Origin of the sequence: Luteibacter rhizovicinus, assembly GCF_004342265.1 — a bacterium.
GTDB lineage: Bacteria > Pseudomonadota > Gammaproteobacteria > Xanthomonadales > Rhodanobacteraceae > Luteibacter > Luteibacter rhizovicinus_B.
Genome location: NZ_SMCS01000003.1, coordinates 87184 through 104119, shown reverse-complemented (window position 1 = coordinate 104119; position 16936 = coordinate 87184). Strand labels below are relative to the sequence as shown.

20 protein-coding genes and 1 tRNA gene are annotated in these 16936 nt (G+C 64.3%); 10 read left to right on the top strand and 11 right to left on the bottom strand.

The genetic code is table 11. The features are described from left to right. Positions 1 to 10: 10 nt before the first annotated feature. Together phoB and EC912_RS08935 are read right to left on the bottom strand one after the other, a co-directional pair. On the bottom strand, positions 11 to 700 hold the full coding sequence (gene phoB, locus EC912_RS08940; RefSeq protein WP_132143098.1) for a phosphate regulon transcriptional regulator PhoB: 690 nt from the start codon (positions 698 to 700) through the stop codon (positions 11 to 13). A gap of 67 nt (positions 701 to 767) precedes the next feature. Next, positions 768 to 2399, bottom strand: a complete 1632-nt coding sequence (locus EC912_RS08935) for a beta-barrel assembly-enhancing protease (protein WP_132143096.1) — start codon at positions 2397 to 2399, stop codon at positions 768 to 770. Positions 2400 to 2574: 175 nt separating this feature from the next. Here EC912_RS08935 and grxC point away from each other — a divergent pair, with 175 nt between their 5' ends. From grxC to EC912_RS08920, 3 genes are all read left to right on the top strand, one after another. Beyond that, a complete protein-coding gene (gene grxC, locus EC912_RS08930; protein ID WP_132143094.1) occupies positions 2575 to 2844 on the top strand; it encodes a glutaredoxin 3 in 270 nt (89 codons plus the stop codon). Further along, the gene (locus EC912_RS08925) at positions 2844 to 3224 is read left to right on the top strand and encodes a carboxymuconolactone decarboxylase family protein (RefSeq protein ID WP_132143092.1); all 381 of its coding nucleotides are present in this window, start codon (positions 2844 to 2846) and stop codon (positions 3222 to 3224) included. Before grxC ends, EC912_RS08925 begins: the two co-directional genes overlap by 1 nt. 137 nt (positions 3225 to 3361) lie before the next feature. Beyond that, positions 3362 to 4378, top strand: coding sequence for an isocitrate dehydrogenase (locus tag EC912_RS08920; protein WP_132143090.1), 1017 nt, complete (start codon positions 3362 to 3364; stop codon positions 4376 to 4378). 45 nt (positions 4379 to 4423) lie between these two features. Here the strand turns inward: EC912_RS08920 and EC912_RS08915 are convergent, their stop codons facing one another. From EC912_RS08915 to EC912_RS08885, 7 genes are all read right to left on the bottom strand, one after another. Beyond that, positions 4424 to 5326, bottom strand: a complete 903-nt coding sequence (locus EC912_RS08915) for a sigma-70 family RNA polymerase sigma factor (protein ID WP_132143088.1) — start codon at positions 5324 to 5326, stop codon at positions 4424 to 4426. A 7-nt stretch (positions 5327 to 5333) separates the two neighbouring features. Then, positions 5334 to 6287, bottom strand: coding sequence for an aspartyl/asparaginyl beta-hydroxylase domain-containing protein (locus EC912_RS08910; RefSeq protein ID WP_132143086.1), 954 nt, complete (start codon positions 6285 to 6287; stop codon positions 5334 to 5336). A gap of 51 nt (positions 6288 to 6338) precedes the next feature. Then, positions 6339 to 7115 carry a bifunctional hydroxymethylpyrimidine kinase/phosphomethylpyrimidine kinase gene (gene thiD / locus EC912_RS08905; protein WP_132143084.1) on the bottom strand — a complete coding sequence of 259 codons (777 nt, stop codon included), beginning with the start codon at positions 7113 to 7115 and terminating at the stop codon, positions 6339 to 6341. A 190-nt stretch (positions 7116 to 7305) separates the two neighbouring features. Continuing rightward, positions 7306 to 7596, bottom strand: a complete 291-nt coding sequence (locus EC912_RS08900; protein ID WP_132143082.1) for a GIY-YIG nuclease family protein — start codon at positions 7594 to 7596, stop codon at positions 7306 to 7308. A 48-nt stretch (positions 7597 to 7644) separates the two neighbouring features. Further along, a complete protein-coding gene (locus tag EC912_RS08895; RefSeq protein WP_132143080.1) occupies positions 7645 to 9033 on the bottom strand; it encodes a PhoH family protein in 1389 nt (462 codons plus the stop codon). A gap of 189 nt (positions 9034 to 9222) precedes the next feature. After that, positions 9223 to 9684 (bottom strand): peroxiredoxin, encoded by a 462-nt coding sequence (locus EC912_RS08890; protein WP_132143078.1) that lies wholly within the window; start codon positions 9682 to 9684, stop codon positions 9223 to 9225. Further along, the gene (locus tag EC912_RS08885) at positions 9685 to 10245 is read right to left on the bottom strand and encodes a glycine cleavage system protein R (protein WP_243649204.1); all 561 of its coding nucleotides are present in this window, start codon (positions 10243 to 10245) and stop codon (positions 9685 to 9687) included. It lies immediately after the preceding gene. Positions 10246 to 10369: 124 nt separating this feature from the next. Between EC912_RS08885 and dapA the strand changes: the two genes are divergently transcribed. Beyond that, positions 10370 to 11263: a 4-hydroxy-tetrahydrodipicolinate synthase gene (gene dapA, locus EC912_RS08880; protein ID WP_132143824.1), complete on the top strand. Its 894-nt coding sequence runs from the start codon at positions 10370 to 10372 to the stop codon at positions 11261 to 11263. 29 nt (positions 11264 to 11292) lie between these two features. Next, entirely contained in the window at positions 11293 to 11880 is a 588-nt protein-coding gene (locus tag EC912_RS08875; RefSeq protein ID WP_132143076.1) for a hypothetical protein, read from the top strand. 201 nt (positions 11881 to 12081) lie between these two features. On the opposite strand, the gene fdxA is transcribed toward EC912_RS08875, so the two are convergent. Together fdxA and EC912_RS08865 are read right to left on the bottom strand one after the other, a co-directional pair. After that, on the bottom strand, positions 12082 to 12405 hold the full coding sequence (fdxA, locus tag EC912_RS08870; RefSeq protein WP_132143074.1) for a ferredoxin FdxA: 324 nt from the start codon (positions 12403 to 12405) through the stop codon (positions 12082 to 12084). A 30-nt stretch (positions 12406 to 12435) separates the two neighbouring features. Then, positions 12436 to 12511 (bottom strand) — tRNA-Glu (locus EC912_RS08865). A 221-nt stretch (positions 12512 to 12732) separates the two neighbouring features. On the opposite strand from EC912_RS08865, the gene pcnB reads away from it, so the two are divergent. The 5 genes from pcnB to panD all read left to right on the top strand — a co-directional run bounded on the left by pcnB (position 12733) and on the right by panD (position 16848). After that, a complete protein-coding gene (gene pcnB, locus EC912_RS08860; protein WP_132143072.1) occupies positions 12733 to 14094 on the top strand; it encodes a polynucleotide adenylyltransferase PcnB in 1362 nt (453 codons plus the stop codon). Further along, positions 14091 to 14588, top strand: coding sequence for a 2-amino-4-hydroxy-6-hydroxymethyldihydropteridine diphosphokinase (gene folK / locus EC912_RS08855; protein WP_243649203.1), 498 nt, complete (start codon positions 14091 to 14093; stop codon positions 14586 to 14588). The genes pcnB and folK overlap by 4 nt, the downstream gene beginning before the upstream one ends. Positions 14589 to 14648: 60 nt before the next feature. Continuing rightward, the gene (gene panB / locus EC912_RS08850; protein WP_132143070.1) at positions 14649 to 15476 is read left to right on the top strand and encodes a 3-methyl-2-oxobutanoate hydroxymethyltransferase; all 828 of its coding nucleotides are present in this window, start codon (positions 14649 to 14651) and stop codon (positions 15474 to 15476) included. Positions 15477 to 15497: 21 nt separating this feature from the next. Next, entirely contained in the window at positions 15498 to 16346 is an 849-nt protein-coding gene (gene panC / locus EC912_RS08845) for a pantoate--beta-alanine ligase (RefSeq protein ID WP_132143068.1), read from the top strand. Between the two features lie 121 nt (positions 16347 to 16467). Next, positions 16468 to 16848: an aspartate 1-decarboxylase gene (panD, locus tag EC912_RS08840; RefSeq protein ID WP_132143066.1), complete on the top strand. Its 381-nt coding sequence runs from the start codon at positions 16468 to 16470 to the stop codon at positions 16846 to 16848. The last annotated feature ends 88 nt before the right edge of the window (positions 16849 to 16936 follow it).

Genomic DNA, 16936 nt, shown 5'->3' with positions numbered 1-16936 from the left:
TTTCCGAAACTCAGGTGCTTGCGGAAAACCGGTAGCCGGCGCCACGTACCGTCTGCACCATGTCGTCGAGCTTCCACGGCTCGAGCGTCTTGCGCAGGCGACGAATATGGACGTCCACGGTGCGCTCTTCTACGTAGACGCTGCCGCCCCATACATGATCGAGCAACTGGGCGCGCGAGTAGACGCGTTCCGGGTGGGTCATGAAAAAGAACAGCAGGCGGTATTCGGTCGGACCGATGGGGATGGCATCGTCGCCCGCGAATACGCGGTGCGCAGGTCCATCGATGCGCAGTCCCCCGAGTTCGACCATGCCCGATCCGTCGTCGCCCTGGCTGCGTCTGAGCACGGCCTTGATGCGGGCGATCAGTTCGCGGGTGGAGAACGGTTTGATGACGTAGTCGTCGACTCCGGCTTCCAGGCCATTGACGCGATCCATCTCCTCGCCGCGGGCGGTGAGCATGATGATGGGGATCTCGCGGCTGAGTTCTTCCTTGCGGAGACGGCGGGCCAGTTCCAGTCCGCTGGTGCCCGGCAGCATCCAGTCGAGCAGGATGAGGTCGGGAACCCGTTCGGAAATGGCGAGCTGGGCGGTGCGGGCGTCGGCGGCGTGTGCCGCGTCCATGCCAGCCTTGCGTAAGGCGAAGGCGACCATGTCGCGTATCGATGCCTCGTCTTCGACGATCAGGATGCGCTTATGCACTCGGGGAGGCTCGTTGGCTGTGACGGTATTATTGCAGCCGGGTTGTGTTACATGGCAATGACAGTTCTCACATTCCTTGCTGGCCACGACCGTCCGGATTGTCGTCAGTCTGTATGCGACGCTTGCGAAGTTCCAGTAGAAGTGGCGTCAGATCGCTGATCCGGGCCTGTATACGGGATCTTTGGTAGTAATCCAGGTCGTCGCGCTTGAGCAGCCGGCGCAGCTGTTCCATGGCATCAAACGGCCGGCCGGAGAGGTAAGCGCTGTCCGCATAGGCCTCGGAGGCGCGGATATTGTCCCCGGCAAGCTCGCTGGCCCGGCCGAAAGTGCGGTAAAGCTCGGGGTCGTCGCTGTTGTCGAGCATGGGTTTCAGCATCGCGACGGCCTGGCGAGAGGCATCCTTGGCCCCGGTGGCCACCAGTGCCTGGGCGTAACCCAGCGCGACTGCCCGATTCTGCGGCGAATTCGCGTGCAACTGCTTGTAGATGATCATGGCGTCGGCGCGACGGCCCGCGTCGACCCAGGCATCGGCCATGGCCAGGCGCAGCACGACGCTGTCCGGCTGGGCGTCCACCAGCGGCTGCAACTGGCCGGCGGCCTGCGTGCCACGGTTGGTGCGGATCAGCGACAGGGCGTAACCGTAGCGGTTGGCGGCGGTGTCGAAATCCTTGTGTTTCAGGTTCTGCTCGTAATACGTGGCGAGCCTCAGTGCGTCCCCGGAGAGCACCCGCGCCCGTTCGCGCATCAGGGCGTAGGTATCGCCCGGGCCGTTGCGTTGCACCACCTTGCCGCCCGCCAGGATTTTCGTCGGATCCTGCACATAAATGACCGGCGCGGTGCTTTTTTCCCAGGTGGCCTTGTCCAGCGTCGGCTGCCGGGGCCGCTGCGCCAGCTGGGTTTCGAGGACGCGGGCGCGGGCTTTGGCGTCGCTGATACGGTTCATGGTGACCGGATGGGTCTGGAGGAATTCCGGCACGGCGTCCTCGCTGGCGCCGGCGCCGGTGCGCATCGTGTCCTGCATGCGTTCGAAGAAGCCCGCCATGGCTTCCGGATTGAAGCCGGCATTGGCCAGCGTCTGGATACCGACGCGGTCCGCTTCGGTTTCGTCCTTGCGGGTGAAGTTGATCGAGCGCTGCATCAGCAGGCTCTGTCCACCCATCAGAACGGCCGGCGCCGCGTCGCCGCTATGCGATCCCGCGCCCGCCGCGATCGCGCCGAGCAGGATCAGGGCCATCAGCGGGCCGTTCTTCTTCGAATCCTCGAAGGCGCGATAGAGATGGTTCTGCGTGATATGGCCGATTTCGTGGGCAATGACGCCCGCCAGCTCGCTTTCGCTGTCGGTAATCGCGATCAGGCCGGAATTGACGCCGATATAGCCGCCGGGCGCCGCGAACGCATTGATCTGGTTGTCCCGCACGATGAAGAACGAGAATTTGTCCTTCGGCCTGTCGCTGGAAGCGACGAGCCGGAAACCGAGATCGTTGATGTACTGATCGAGCAGCGCGTCGTCTAGGACCATGTCGAGCGCGTGCATCTGACGCAGCATGCCCGCGCCGTATTCGTCGGCTTCGCGGGGGCTCAGCAGGGCATTGGCGGAACTGCCGAGGTCGGGCAGGCGGACTTCATCCTGCGCTCCCGCCGTGAGGGGGATGGCGGCGGCTGCCAGGGTGAAAAAGAGGCGTTGGAGAGCGTTGCGCATAGGTCCTTAGACGATACCACTCGTGTCTGCATTCGAGTCCGTTCACGGACCGTTCGGCGATCCGGCCGCTTCGCCCGGGCCTTGGACCGTCATCCCGGCCGGAGGTTCGCGATTCGGGCTTGCAATAGTTAGCCCGCAACTACATCTTGGCCACCAGTCCCATCTGGAGAAGCCTGTGGCTAACCCCGAGATCACCATCTATTCGACCGCTGTCTGCCCGTACTGCGTTGCCGCCAAGAACCTGCTCAAGTCCAAAGGGCTGGAGTGGAGCGAGGTGCGCATCGACACTGACCCGGCGCAGCGCGACGCGATGCTGACCCGTAGCGGCGGCCGCCGTACCGTGCCGCAGATCTTCGTCAACGACCAGCACATTGGCGGTTTCGACGATCTGGTGGCTGCGGACCGTAGCGGCAAGCTGGCGGAAATCCTCGAGGTCGCCGGCTGATGAGCGACGACCGCCTCTCGGAGTTCACCGATTTCCGCAAGCGCATGAACGAGCGCATCCTGGCGGAGGACAATCAGGTCGTCCGCCGATTCTTCGCGCTGGATACCCAGACGTACCGCGAAGGCGCGCTGGATGTGAAGACGAAGGAAATGCTGGGCCTGGTGGCCTCCATGGTCCTGCGCTGCGACGACTGCATCAGCTATCACGTGGCCCAGTGCAAGGAAGCGGGCGTCAACCGCGCCGAATTCTTCGAAGTGTTCAGCGTCGGCCTCGTCGTCGGCGGCTCCATCGTGATTCCCCACCTGCGCCGCGCGGTGGACTTTCTCGATTCGCTGGAAGGCGGGCAGGGCGACGCGGCGGTTTGCGCGGATCACGCTTAAGCGCGATGGGGCGCTAGCCCCAGTCTCCCCGGGAAAACTTGTGAGTTGAACCCAAGATCGCCGATAATTGGGCGATTTTTCTCGCTCGCGCGCCCCTCCGCGCGCTTCCCCGCGTTCAGCTTCCCAGGAGTTCCCCTATGAGCAAGACCATTGCCGTTATCCCCGGCGACGGCATCGGCCCCGAGATCATGGATGCCACCATCCGTTGCCTCGACGCGCTCGACTGCGGTCTCGTATACGACTACGTCGAAGCCGGCATGGTCGCGCTGGACAAGCTCGGCGACCTCCTGCCCGAAGCCACGGTCGACGCCATCGCGAAGCACAAGGTCGCGCTCAAGGGCCCCCTGACCACGCCGATCGGCGGTGGCTTCACCTCGATCAACGTCACGCTGCGCCGCAAGTTCGACCTGTACGCCAACGTGCGTCCGGCGATCAGCTTCCCGGGCACCAAAGCGCGTTACGAGAACATCGACATCATCACGGTGCGTGAAAACACCGAAGGCGCGTACCTCGCCGAAGGCCAGACGCTGTCCGAGGACGGCCAGGTCGCCCAGTCGATCATCCGCAACACGCGCAAGGGCAGCGAGCGCATCGTCCGCTACGCGTTCGAAATGGCACGCAGCAAGGGCCGCAAGAAGATCACGGCCGTGCACAAAGCCAACATCATGAAGACGAGCTCGGGCCTGTTCCTGAACGTCGCGCGTGAAGTGGCCAAGGAATACGCGGACATCGAGTTCAACGAGATGATCGTGGACAACACCTGCATGCAGCTGGTGATGAACCCGTACCAGTTCGACGTCATCGTGACGACCAACCTGTTCGGCGACATCCTGTCCGATCTGTGCGCCGGTCTGGTCGGTGGCCTGGGTCTGGCTCCGGGCGCGAACATCGGTGCCGAAGCGGCGATTTTCGAAGCGGTGCACGGTTCGGCCCCCGATATCGCCGGCCAGAAGAAGGCCAATCCCTGCGCGCTGCTGCTGGCCGCCGCCGACATGCTCGATCACCTCGACATGGTCGCCAAGGGCACGCGTCTGCGTAACGCCATCCGCGAGACGATCGATGCGCGCGATCGCGTCACGCCGGATCTCGGCGGCAAGGGCACCACGGACACGTTCGCCGACGCACTGGTCGAGCGCATTCGCGCTTCGGCGTAATCGCCGGTCGTGCCTGAAGAAAGGGGCGCCTCGGCGTCCCTTTTTTTATGTGCTTTGCGCGGAGCGCAGGAAAGCTTCCAGTCGACGAAGCTTTTCCGGGTTGAGCACGCTGCGAACGGAGTGGATGCGTTCGTCGTCGGACTCGATCCATGTCGCCGCGTAAAGCTCGCCGTCCCGCCAGGTCAGCAGTACCGGTTCGCCGCGCAGATCGGCGATGGTTGTGTCCGCACCCGGTGCGAACGCGGCGATGCGTTCGTACATGGCCAGGATGCGCATGGCGCCATGCAACGGACGCAGCACCGAGCGACGGATGCCGCCGCCATCGCCGATCAGCGTCGCATTGTCCGCCAGCAGGCGTCCCAGCGTTTCTTCCGTTGGATCGGCGATCGCCGCCGCGAACCTTTCCAGCAGACGGCGCTTGGTATCGTTATCGATAGTACGGCCGGCCCGTTCGGTTTGCAGACGCGTGCGTGCGCGATGAACGCGTTGTCGACACGCTGCCTCCGACCGCCCGATCATCGTGGCGATGGCGGGATAGTCGAGATCGAAAATATCGTGGAGCAGGAACGCGGCACGTTCTTCGGCACCCAGGCGTTCCAGGAGCGCGATGTAGGAGGTCGACAAGGTCTCCGCGCGTTCGAGGCGATCCTCGGGCGAAGCGTCGACGCCATCGTTGGCCGCGACCCAGGGTTCCGCCAGCCAGCGGCCGGGATAGTCCGCGCGTTCGAGTTTCGCGCGGCGCAGGCGATCCAGTGCCAGGCGCGTGGTGGCGGTGACCAGCCATGCCTCGGCGGATTCGACGTTCGCGACATCCTGTGTATGCCAGCGCAGCCATGCCTCCTGCACGATGTCCTCGGCGTCGTCCACGGAACCGAGCATGCGCCACGCCAGTCGTGTCAGGCGCGCACGCAGCGGATGGAAAAGTTGTTCCGCCGCCGTTCGCGCCATGACGGGCTCAGTGGCCGCGGAAGAACGGGTAGGGCGCGAGGAAGACCAGCCAGATCAACAGCAGGATGCCGATGTACTTGGTGATGCGGAACAGCTTCGGGTAAGCCTTCTTGAAGCGTCGGCTACGTTCGCGGCCGCGCTTGTTGACCGCGAACATGCGATTGACGAAACCGACCTGTTCCTTGCCGTCGTCGCTGTTCGGCGAAGCGGTGATCGAACCCATGAAGGCGCCGACGCGTTTGTTTATCCGTGTCATCAGGCTGCTGCGCAACGGGCGTTCCACATCGGCGAACAGGATGACGCGGGTCTGGTCGGTAAGATTCTCCGCCCAGTGCACATAGGTTTCGTCGAATACGACGTCCTTGCCATCGCGCCATGCATGCATCTCGCCGTCGACGAAGATGCGGCACTCGTCGGAGTTCGGCGTGATCAGGCCGAGGTGATAACGCAGCGAACCGGCGAACGGATCGCGGTGCGGATTGAGTTTGCTTCCCGGCGGCAGCAGCGCGAACATCGCCGCCTTCACGCTGGGGATCGAGTTCAGGAGTTCGACCGTCTTCGGGCACAGCGTCTCGGCCGACGCGAGCGGCTCGCCGTACCACTTCAGGTAGAAGCGCTTCCAGCCCTGTTTGAAGAACGAATTGAAGCTGGCGTCGTTGTGCTTTTCCGCGGCGCGGATGAAACCCTCGTCGAACAGGTGCATGGCCTCTTCGCGGATGGCCTGCCAGTTCTGCTGCAGAAGGTCGAGCTGGGGGAAGCCGGCGCGATCGAGGATCGGACGTGCGGGGACCGCCGAGAAGGCGTACATCAGCAGGTTGTACGGCGCGAAGATCGCCGAATGATCGACCAGCTGGCGGTCGAAGCGCAGCCGCGAGCGTCCGCGCAGGTGGATGACCAGCACGCACAGCGTGAACAGGATCAGCAGGTACAGGGCGATGAATCGCGGCCCGAGGAAATTCATGGCGAAGACTCTTGGGTGTCGTGCTTCAGATGCGGCTTAGGATACTCCGGGTCAATGCCCGAGGACGTACAGGTCGCCGCCGCCGGGTTTGTAGCTATTTGCGAAGGCGCGCTGCACATAGGCGATGGCGGCGCGCACGGCGGCGCGGGGTGTCTTGCCCTTCGCCAGCTCCGCGGCGATGGCGGAGGCCAGAGTGCAGCCGCTGCCGTGACCTTCGCGCTTGAAGCGGGGGTGGCGGAGGGTCATGACGCCGCGCTCGTCGTAGAAGCGGTCGACCACTTCCCGGCCGCTGGCGTGGCCTCCTTTGAGGAGGACGGACTTCGCGCCGAGGGCAAGCAGTGCCGCACCGGCCGCGTCGAAATCGCCGGGCTTGCGAATAGGGATGCCCAGCAGCGCTTCGGCTTCCGGCAGGTTGGGCGTGAGCACATCGGCGAGCGGAATCAGCGCATTCACCATGGCGTCGATCGCGTCGGCGGCCAGCAGTCGCGCGCCGCTGGAGGCGATCATCACCGGGTCGACCACCAGCCACGCGGGTTCGCGACGACGCATTTCCTTCGCCACCAGCCGGGTAACCGCCGCGCTGCCGAGCATGCCGGTCTTCACCGCACCGATGGAGAAGTCGTCGAACACGGCATCGAGCTGGCTACGGATGTGCGCCAGCGGGACGGTATGGACGGCCGTGACGCCGCGGGTGTTCTGCGACGTGATGGCGGCGATGGCACTGAGACCGTGCACGCCGCGGGCGTGGAAGGTTTTCAGGTCGGCCTGAATGCCTGCCCCGCCGCCGGAGTCGGAGCCGGCGATGGTGAGTGCGATGGGTTTGGTCATGGGGTGGTAAGGATAGTGGAGGAGTCCCGTAGGGTGGGCTGGGGCTTATTCGGGCGTGGTCGCTGCGGATTCCGGCGTGCGCCGGAATGACGTAGAGGGGGCGTGGGTTCCCTCGAACGATCTAACCCTCACCGTCATTCCGGCGCACGCCGGAATCCGCAGCGATACCGATCGGTCGAGCCCCACCGCCTCACAAGATTTCCGGATAGAGGTCGCGCCACTCCGGATTCTCGCCTTCGACCAACTCGATCTTCCACACCCGCCGCCAACCCTTCAGATTCTTCTCGCGAAGAATCGCGGACTCCATGGTTTCGTGTCGTTCGAACCACACCAGCGTGTGGATGCCGTGCCTACTCGAAAAACCTGGCACCACATCGTTCTTACGTTGCCAGATGCGCTTGATGAGATCGCTGGTCACGCCGACATACAGATTGCCGCGACGATGACTCGCAAGCACATAAACAAACGGCTGCCTCTCCATGGCATCTCCAAACGGCGCGGGGCGTAAGCCCCGCGCCTCCAGGTTTCCTTACAACGCCTCAGAAGCAAAATCCGCAAGCCTCGACCGCTCGCCACGCCTCAGCGTGATATGCCCCGAATGCGCCCAAAGCTTGAACCGGTCCACGGCATAAGTCAGACCCGATGTCGTCTCGGTCAGGTAAGGCGTATCGATCTGCTCCACGTTACCGAGGCAGACGATCTTCGTCCCCGGACCCGCGCGCGTGATCAGCGTTTTCATCTGTTTCGGCGTGAGGTTCTGGGCTTCGTCGATGATCAGGTAACGACTCAGGAAAGTACGGCCACGCATGAAGTTCAGAGAGCGAATCTTCACGCGCGAAGCGAGCAGGTCGTTGGTAGCCTGTCGGCCCCACGAACCGCCTTCCTCGGGATTGGCCAATACCTCGAGGTTATCGGTCAGCGCGCCCATCCAGGGCGTCATCTTCTCTTCCTCCGTGCCGGGCAGGAAGCCGATGTCCTCACCGACCGACACCGTCGCGCGGGTCATGATGATTTCGCGATAGCGCTGCTGATCCATGACCTGGGCGAGGCCGGCGGCCAGTGCGAGCAGGGTTTTGCCGGTGCCTGCCGTACCCAGCAGCGTGACGAAGTCGACGTCCGGGTCCATCAGCAGGTTGAGGGCGAAATTCTGCTCGCGGTTGCGCGCGGCGATACCCCAGACGCCATGCGCGGTATGCGTGTGGTCATCCAACAGTACGAGTTTTGCCGTGCGCTTGTCTTCCGTTTCCACGATTTCCAGCACACGCAGTTCGACGTCGTTTTCGCCGGGCATGTACAGGCACTCGTTGGCGTACCAGTGCTCGTCTTCGCGCATGGTCACTTCGTAGTACGTGCGGCCGCGTTCGTTCCACGAACGAAGTTCGGGATGATGACTCCAGAAATCTTCCGGCAAGCCGTCCGAGCCGGTGAACAGCAGCGCGAAATCGTCCAGTGCGCGGTCGTTCTCGTAATCTTCGGCGGTGATGCCGTAGATGGACGCCTTGATCCGGAGGTTGATGTCCTTGGTGACGAGGATGACCGGCCGGTCGGGATACTGGTCGCGCAGGTCGATGACGGCCGCGAGAATCTGGTTGTCCGCCTTGCCGTTGCCGTGACTTGCCCGTTGCTGGAAGTAAAGGCGGCCTACCGCGCCGCGTTTCAGTTTGATGCCTTGCGGATTGGACAGCTCGATGCCGTCCTTGATGCCGTGCCCGTTACCTCGTTCGATCAGTTCGTTGAGGAAGCGACTGACCTGGCGGCCGTTGCGCGAGACTTCCGAGCCGCCTTTCTTCTTTTCGTCCAGTTCCTCCAGCACCGTCATGGGGATGAATACATCGTGTTCCTCGAAACGGAACAGCGACGTCGGGTCGTGCAGGAGCACGTTGGTGTCGAGGGCGTAGATGCGCTTGCTTCCGGTCATGCGGAAGTGACCTCACTTGAGAGGTTGCTGATAGCCGGCTTTCCAGTCGGCCGCTCTGACGGTCGCGTGGGCGACCCCCCTTGCCGCCGGCTGTGGGCGGCTGGAGACGTGCAAACGCCAACACCCCGCGTCCGCCCGTCGCGAGCTTCGGGCTCGCGACGGTGGGCAGGGCGTTGACGGTCTTCGGGATCACTCAGTGGGGATGGCTTCTAGTACGTGTTGCGCGTGGCCCGGCACTTTGACGCCACGCCATTCCATGGCGAGCTTGCCGGTGGGGTCGACTAGGAATGTACTCCTGACGATGCCCATGTGGCGCTTTCCGTAGAGAACTTTTTCGCGAATGACATCGAACGCCTGGCACCAGGTTTCTTCGGCGTCGGAGATCAGCGGGAAGGGCAGGGATTGCTTCGTGGCGAAGTTGCCGTGCGAGCGTACCGAGTCGCGCGAAACGCCGATGACTTCCGCGCCGCGCGAAGTGAATTCGGGATACAGATCGCGAAAATCCTGCGCTTCGGTCGTGCAGCCGGGCGTGCTGTCCTTCGGGTAGAAGTAGACGACGATCCATCGGCCTTTCAGCGCTGCCAGCTTCAGTGTGGCGCCATCGCCCGTCGTGCCTGTGAGATTGGGTATTTTCTTACCGATTCCGATCATTCAGAACTTCACCGGATCCATGATGGCGTCGAGGTTGAGCCCGTCGCACAGTTCGAGGAAATCGTCGCGCAGCGCGGCGATATGCGTTTCGGCGGGTATGCCGATGGTGATCTGGGCCTGGAACATGTCCGCGCCCGTCTGCATGGCCTGGTAGCGCATCGACGAAAGCTGCTCGACGCTGATGTCGCGGCGGGAGAAGAATTCGATGATCTTGACCAGGATGCCCTGGCGGTCGGCCGCGATGACTTCCACCAGATAGGGCAGCAGATGCGTTGTCGGTTCGCGCGGCGTGGTGCGGTAGTGGACGATCTGCACGTCTTCGTCGCGGCCGAGCTTGGCGAGCGCCGTCTCCAGTTTCGCCACCGCATCCCACGATCCGCTTGCCAGCAGCATGACCGACGTGTCGTTGCCGATCGTGGACACGCGTGCGTCAGCCATGTTGCAGCCCGAATCCGCTATGCGCTTGGCAAGCGGCAGCAACGGGGCGCGATGGGCAGGGGAAAGCGTCTGGATCAGCAACTGGTTGTCGGCGGTGGCGTTACGCGGCGCGGAGCGATTCAAGATGGACTACCTGTGTGCGGTCCCGCGGGGCGCGGGGCGGCCTTAACGTCTGGAGTTCAGCTTACTTGCCCGCGTCGTGAGCCCGCAAGTAACATGGAAGGGCTCGTAACTCGTGGGTCAGCCCTTGAACATCTCTGGAAGTATCTGTGCATTGGCCACGCCGTTCGGTAATGACGGCGGCCTGGACCTCGACGCCTTCGGGCGCCTCATCGACCAGCAGATCGCCGGTGGCACGCAGGCGGTCGTTGTCGCCGGGTCTACCGGCGAGTCCCATTTTCTCGACCACCATGAGTTCGACCGGCTGCTGGTCTTCGCCGTCGAGCGCGTCGCGGGCCGTATCCCGGTCATCGCGGGTACGGGTGAAGCCGGTACCGCGAAAACCGTCGCGATGACGCAGCGTGCCCGCGATCTGGGTGCCGATGTCGCGCTGGTCGTGGCCCCCTTCTACGTCCGTCCCACCCAGGAAGGCATGCGCCGGCATTTCCTCGCGGTGGCCGACGAGGGCGGGCTTCCGGTCATTCTCTATAACGTGCCGCCGCGCACCGGCTGCGACATCGCGCCGGAAACCACCGCGGTGCTGCGCGACCATCCGGCGATCGTCGGCATCAAGGAGGCCAGGGGCGACGCGGAACGCATTCGCGCCACGGCGGAACTTGTGCGCGAAGATTTCGTCTATCTCAGCGGTGACGACGGTTCGGCCCACCAGGCCATGCTAGCCGGCGCCGCTGGCACCATCTCGGTGGTGGCCAACCTGGTACCCGAAGCTTTCCGGCAGTTGTGCGACGTGGCCCGTTCCGGCGACGCCGATCGCACAGCCCGGCTGGTCGGGCGTCTGGCTCCACTGATCGACGCGCTGAACTGTGCTCCCAATCCCATCCCCGTGAAGGCCGGTCTGGCCGCCCTGGGGCTGGGATCGGCGGCGCCGAGGCTGCCGCTGATCGAGCTCGAGTCGGGTCCGGCACTATCCCGATTGCGCGAAACGCTCGCGGCTCTGGCACCATTGGCGTCCGCAGCCTGAAGCCACACCCCTTTCAACGGAACCCGTTCATGAAGAAATCGTCGTTCGCGCTGGCCTTCACGGCAGTCGCCATGTCCACCCTGGTCCTTTCCGGCTGCGGCATGTTCCGCTCCCACAAGGACTGGGACAAGGCGCAGCAGGAAGCCCCGTTGGAGATCCCGCCGGGCCTCGATACGCCGTCGACCAGCGCGGCGCTCGTCATTCCCGACGTCGGTTCCGGCGCTGCGGCCGCAGCCGCCCAGCAGTCGGGCGCTTCCGCGGTCTCCGACGGCTTCGTGTCGGCCGACAACGTCGACAACGTCTATCGCCGTATTGGCGAGGCACTTGGTGCCGGCGATCTCGGCAAGGTGCTGGCGCACGACGACACGGCCCATACCTACCAGCTTTCGGTAGGCAAGGGCATGTCGGAGAGCAAGCCCGGTCTGTTCCGTCGCATGTTCGGCGGCGGCAAGAAGAACGATGCGGCCGATGCCGCTCCGTCCTCGTCTACGCCGGGTACGCGTCAGGTCGTCATTACGGTCATTCCCAGCGGCACGGGTAGCGAAGTCCGCGCCCAGGGCGACAGCGACGGCGTTCGCCGCGTGGTCGATTCGCTGAAGTCGCGTATGGGCGGCTGAGGCCAGGGCCTTAAAATGCGAAAACGCCGCCCTGGGGCGGCGTTTTTGTTTGCGCGCCCACGCCTTGTTGTGGGAGCCCGCTTGCGGGCGAAGGCTAACGGAGCGGCGATACCATGCGTGACATCCGCAGCCCGTAGATCGGGCTCCTACAAAACAGGGTGTGGGGTCGGACAGCAAAACGGCCCTCGAGGGGCCGTCGGGTCAGAGCTGGAGCAGGTCGATCTTGCCGGGTTTGTTTTCCCAGTCCTTGGCGTCTGGCAGGCCGTCCTTGCGCTCGGTGATGACCGGCCAGTCTTTCGCCAGGTCGGCATTGAGCTTCACGAAGGATTCCTGGCCCGCGGGGACGTCGTCCTCGGGATAGATCGCATTGATCGGGCATTCCGGCTCGCACAGGGTGCAGTCGATACACTCGTCCGGATCGATGACCAGGAAATTCGGGCCTTCGTGGAAGGCATCGACCGGGCAAACCTCGACGCAGTCGGTGTACTTGCACTTGATGCAGTTGTCGGTGACGACAAAAGTCATGCCGCGAGCAGCCTTAATGTGCGAGAGGAATGGTGCTCCCTACGAGACTCGAACTCGTGTTCCCGCCTTGAGAGGGCAGTGTCCTAGGCCACTAGACGAAGGGAGCGATTCGTACGCGAAGTACGAGGCGCGCTAGTATAGCGAAATTGCGACAGGCGGCAATGCCTTTGTGAAGGCTTTTGTCCTGTCCCAATGCCGGCATTGGGGGCGATATTCGTAAGTGAGCCACGAATTCGTTACATTGCAATCATTCATCCGAGGTCGGTCTGGACTGACCCGGCGGCTTCGTCACTGGACGCATGGGCGTCCGCCAGGACTTCTTTCAGCTTGAATCCCGATACAAGGAAGGACGCTCCGCCGGTGTTGCGCATTATCCCGCGTGAGCAGCATTCCATCTCCCGCAAGAACATCAGCAAGGCCGCGCTGCGCGTCCTGTACCGCCTGCACGACGCCGGGTTCGACGCCTACCTCGTCGGCGGTGCCGTGCGCGATCTCCTGCTCGGTGGGCACCCCAAGGATTTCGACGTCGCCACGAACGCAACGCCGGACGAGGTCAAGGGGCTTTTCCGGAATTGCCGCCTGATCGGGCGCCGTTTCCGGCTTGCCCATGTGGTGTTCGGTCCGGAGATCATCGAAGTGGCGACGTTCCGCGGCACGGGCGAGGAGGGCGGCGAAGGCGACCGTCACATCGTCGACGGCCGGATCGTCCGCGACAACATCTGGGGCACGATCGAGGAAGACGCGGTGCGCCGCGATTTCCGCGTCAACGCGCTCTATTACGACATCGGCGATTTCAGCGTCCGCGACTACGTCGGCGGCATGCAGGATCTCGAGGACAGCACCATGCGGCTCATCGGCGATCCGGAGCTGCGCTACCGCGAAGATCCCGTGCGGATGCTGCGCGCCGCGCGCCTGGCCGCGAAGCTCAATTTCACCATCGACAAAGCGACCGCGGCGCCGTTCGCGACGCTGGGCCACCTGCTCGGCGAAGCGGCGCCCGCGCGTCTGTTCGACGAGTCGCTCAAGCTCTTCCTGGGCGGTCACGGGCTGAAAAGCTTCCGGATGCTGGAAGCCTGCGGTCTGCTGAAATTCCTGTTCCCGGTCACGGCGCGTGCGCTGGAACGTGGCGACGAAGCGCTTCGTGCGCTGGTGGAGCAGGGGCTGGCTAATACCGACAAGCGCATCGCCGACGGCAAGTCGGTCACGCCCGCCTTCCTGTTCGCCGTGCTGTTGTGGGGCGAAGTGCGCGATCAGGCGCATGCATGGATGGCCGAGGGTCTGGACGTCAACGAGGCCTGGCAGCGTGCGGCGGTCCATGTCGTGGGCGAGCAGTGCCAGCGCGTGGCGATTCCGCGTCGCTTTACGTTCACGATGGAAGAAATCTGGGCGTTGCAGCCGCGTTTCGAGCAGGTGCACCGCAAGCGCGTCTTCCGGCTGATGGCGCATCCGCGTTTCCGCGCCGCCTTCGATTTCCTGCTGCTGCGGGCGCACGAATCTCCGCAGATGAACGAACTTGGCGAATGGTGGGCGCATGCCCAGCAACTGCCGCCCGAAGTGCTCGCGCAGGCGCTGGGTGGCGGTGGCGTTCCCTCGCCGGAGCCGCCGACGGTAGCCGCCGCGCCCGCGCGCAAGCGTCGTCGCCGGCGTAAGCCCGCGGGTCGTGGCAAGGGCGATTCGGGCAACGCGTGAACGTCGTGCCCGGCGCCCGCGCCTACATAGCGCTTGGCAGCAATCTCGGCGATTCGCGCGACCAGCTGCTGCGGGCCACCGCGGCGCTGGACGCGCATCCCGGCGTTACCGTCGTCGCGCGGTCGCGTTACTACCGCACGCCCCCGTGGGGCATCGTCGACCAGCCGGATTTCGTCAACGCGGTGATCGAGGTATCGACCTCGCTGTCCCCATCGGTCCTGCTCGATCTGCTGCTGGATACCGAGCGTGCGTCCGGGCGCGTTCGGGATGGCCAGCGCTGGGGCCCTCGCGTCCTCGATCTGGATCTTCTGGTTTACGAAGGCGTCACGCAGGACGACGAACGGCTGATCCTGCCGCATCCCCGTATCCGCGATCGGGCTTTCGTCCTGCTCCCACTGGCGGACGTTGCTCCCGACCTCCATATCGAGGGGCAGGGCCGTGTAGTCGACCTGCTTGAATCCGTCGACGCCGGCGGTTGCGAAGTCATTCCTTGAGTCTCGTTGCTGCAAGGCGGGATAATTCTCGAGTTCCGCTCACCGACTAAGAGAGCTGCCGTGTACGCCGAAAAAACGAGTGCCCCATCCCGTAAGCCGGTCACCGTGCCGGGCCTGCGGGCGATGAAGGCCGAAGGGCGCAAGATCACGATGCTCACCGCTTACGACGCGAGTTTCGCGGCCCATCTGGAGGCCGCCGATGTCGATGTCGCCCTGGTGGGCGATTCGTTGGGCATGGTCGTGCAGGGCCGTAGCAGCACGCTGCCGGTGACCGTCGACGACATGGTCTACCACACCATCATGGTGGCGCGTGGTCTGTCCTCGACCTTGCTGGTCGCGGACCTGCCCTTCATGAGCGACCGCGATGTGCCTTCGGCACTGGATGCCGCCGCCCGCCTCGTCGGTCAGGGTGGCGCGGCGATGGTGAAGATCGAAGGCGCCGGACGTATCTGCGAAGTGATCTCGGCCATCGTCGAGCGCGATATCCCGGTTTGCGGGCATCTGGGCCTTACTCCCCAGTCGGTCCACAAGTTCGGCGGCTATAAGGTCCAGGGCAAGCAGCAGGACGCCGCGGACAAACTGGTGGCCGATTCGAAAGCCGTGGAGGCCGCCGGTGCCGACATGCTGGTGCTGGAATGCATCCCGTCGGCGCTGGGCGCGCGCATTTCCCGCGAGCTTTCCATTCCCGTCATCGGCATTGGCGCCGGCGTCGATTGCGACGGCCAGGTGCTGGTCGTCTACGACATGCTCGGCCTCACGCCGGGCAAGCGTCCGAAATTCAGCAAGGATTTCCTCTCCGGCCGCGATTCTATACAGGGCGCTATCGCTGCCTATGTCGCGGACGTGAGGAGCGGGCAGTTCCCCGGCGTCGAACACGGCTTCAACTGACCATCCAGGCTTTAAGAAATCATGCAAACCGTGACAGATGCCGCCGCGCTACGCGCCGCGATCCGTGGCTGGCGTACCGCCGGGCAGACCGTTGGCCTCGTGCCGACGATGGGCAACCTGCATGCGGGGCACCATTCCCTGCTGAAGCTGGCGCGGGACCGGGCCGACCGTGTGGTGGCGAGCGTTTTCGTCAATCCCACGCAGTTCGGTCCGGGCGAGGACTTCGAGCGCTATCCGCGCACCCTCGCGCAGGATCAGGCCGGTCTCGCCGAGGCCGGTTGCGACATCCTGTTCGCGCCGGAAGTATCGACGATGTATCCGTTCGGCCCCGCGGCCAGCGTCAGCATTCACGTGCCGTTGCTCACCGAAACGCTGGAAGGTGCGCATCGTCCCGGCCATTTCGATGGCGTGGCGACGATCGTGGCCAAGCTGTTCAATCTCGTTCAGCCGGACCTCGCGGTCTTCGGCCAGAAGGATTTCCAGCAGTTGCGCGTCATCGAGCGCATGGTTCGCGACCTGTCGCTGCCGATCAAGGTCATGGCCGCGCCCACGCTGCGCGAGGATGACGGCCTGGCGCTCAGCTCGCGCAATCAGTACCTCTCGCCTGCCGAGCGTGCCCGGGCGCCCCAGATCCACGCCACGCTGATCCAGATGCGCGAGCTGTTCGTGCAGGGCGGCCATGCCTGGCAGGCGTTGGAGCAGGCCGCCTCGGCCCGGCTGCAGCGGGCGGGCTTCGTTCCCGATTACGTGGCGATCCGGCGCGCCGAGGACCTAGGCGCGCCCAGCGTCGACGAGCGGACGGGGCTGGTGGCCCTGGTGGCGGCCCGGCTCGGCAACACGCGCCTGATCGACAACCTTATCTTCGACTGACCGGCCCCTTGCGCCGGGGCCGGGCGCCCCCATTAACCGCCCCGAAGCGCCTTGACGACGCCCGGGGCGCGGCTGGCTATAATTGGCGTTTGCCTTTCATCGATCCCACGGTATTCCGCTCATGCACCTGAACATGCTCAAGGCCAAGATCCACCGCGCTACGGTGACCCACGCCGAGCTGCATTACGAAGGATCGATCGCCATCGACGGACTCCTGCTCGACGCATCGGGCATCCGCGAGTACGAGCAGATCCACGCCTGGAACATCAATAACGGCAAGCGCTTCGTCACCTATGCGCTGCGTGCCGAGGAAGGCTCCGGCATCATCTCGGTCAACGGCAGCGCAGCCCATCGCGCCCAGCCGGGCGACCTGGTGATCATTGCGGCGTTCGTCAGCCTGTCCGAAGCCGAACTGGCGGCGTACAAGCCCGACCTGGTCTATGTCGATCGCGACAACAAGATCACGCACACGAATCACGCGATTCCGAAGCAGGCTGCATAGCCTGCTGTTGTAGGAGCCCGCCTGCGGGCGAAAGCCAACGGAGCGGAGATGCTGTGCGCGACATCCGCAAGCCCGGACATCGGGCTCG

Coding starts and splice junctions, on each gene's coding strand:
- EC912_RS08935 (WP_132143096.1), bottom strand. CDS start 2,399: ATGCGCAACGCTCTCCAACGCCTCTTTTTCACCCTGGCAGCCGCCGCC.
- EC912_RS08925 (WP_132143092.1), top strand. CDS start 2,844: ATGAGCGACGACCGCCTCTCGGAGTTCACCGATTTCCGCAAGCGCATG.
- EC912_RS08920 (WP_132143090.1), top strand. CDS start 3,362: ATGAGCAAGACCATTGCCGTTATCCCCGGCGACGGCATCGGCCCCGAG.
- EC912_RS08915 (WP_132143088.1), bottom strand. CDS start 5,326: ATGGCGCGAACGGCGGCGGAACAACTTTTCCATCCGCTGCGTGCGCGC.
- EC912_RS08910 (WP_132143086.1), bottom strand. CDS start 6,287: ATGAATTTCCTCGGGCCGCGATTCATCGCCCTGTACCTGCTGATCCTG.
- thiD (WP_132143084.1), bottom strand. CDS start 7,115: ATGACCAAACCCATCGCACTCACCATCGCCGGCTCCGACTCCGGCGGC.
- EC912_RS08900 (WP_132143082.1), bottom strand. CDS start 7,596: ATGGAGAGGCAGCCGTTTGTTTATGTGCTTGCGAGTCATCGTCGCGGC.
- EC912_RS08895 (WP_132143080.1), bottom strand. CDS start 9,033: ATGACCGGAAGCAAGCGCATCTACGCCCTCGACACCAACGTGCTCCTG.
- EC912_RS08890 (WP_132143078.1), bottom strand. CDS start 9,684: ATGATCGGAATCGGTAAGAAAATACCCAATCTCACAGGCACGACGGGC.
- EC912_RS08875 (WP_132143076.1), top strand. CDS start 11,293: ATGAAGAAATCGTCGTTCGCGCTGGCCTTCACGGCAGTCGCCATGTCC.
- fdxA (WP_132143074.1), bottom strand. CDS start 12,405: ATGACTTTTGTCGTCACCGACAACTGCATCAAGTGCAAGTACACCGAC.
- panC (WP_132143068.1), top strand. CDS start 15,498: ATGCAAACCGTGACAGATGCCGCCGCGCTACGCGCCGCGATCCGTGGC.
- panD (WP_132143066.1), top strand. CDS start 16,468: ATGCACCTGAACATGCTCAAGGCCAAGATCCACCGCGCTACGGTGACC.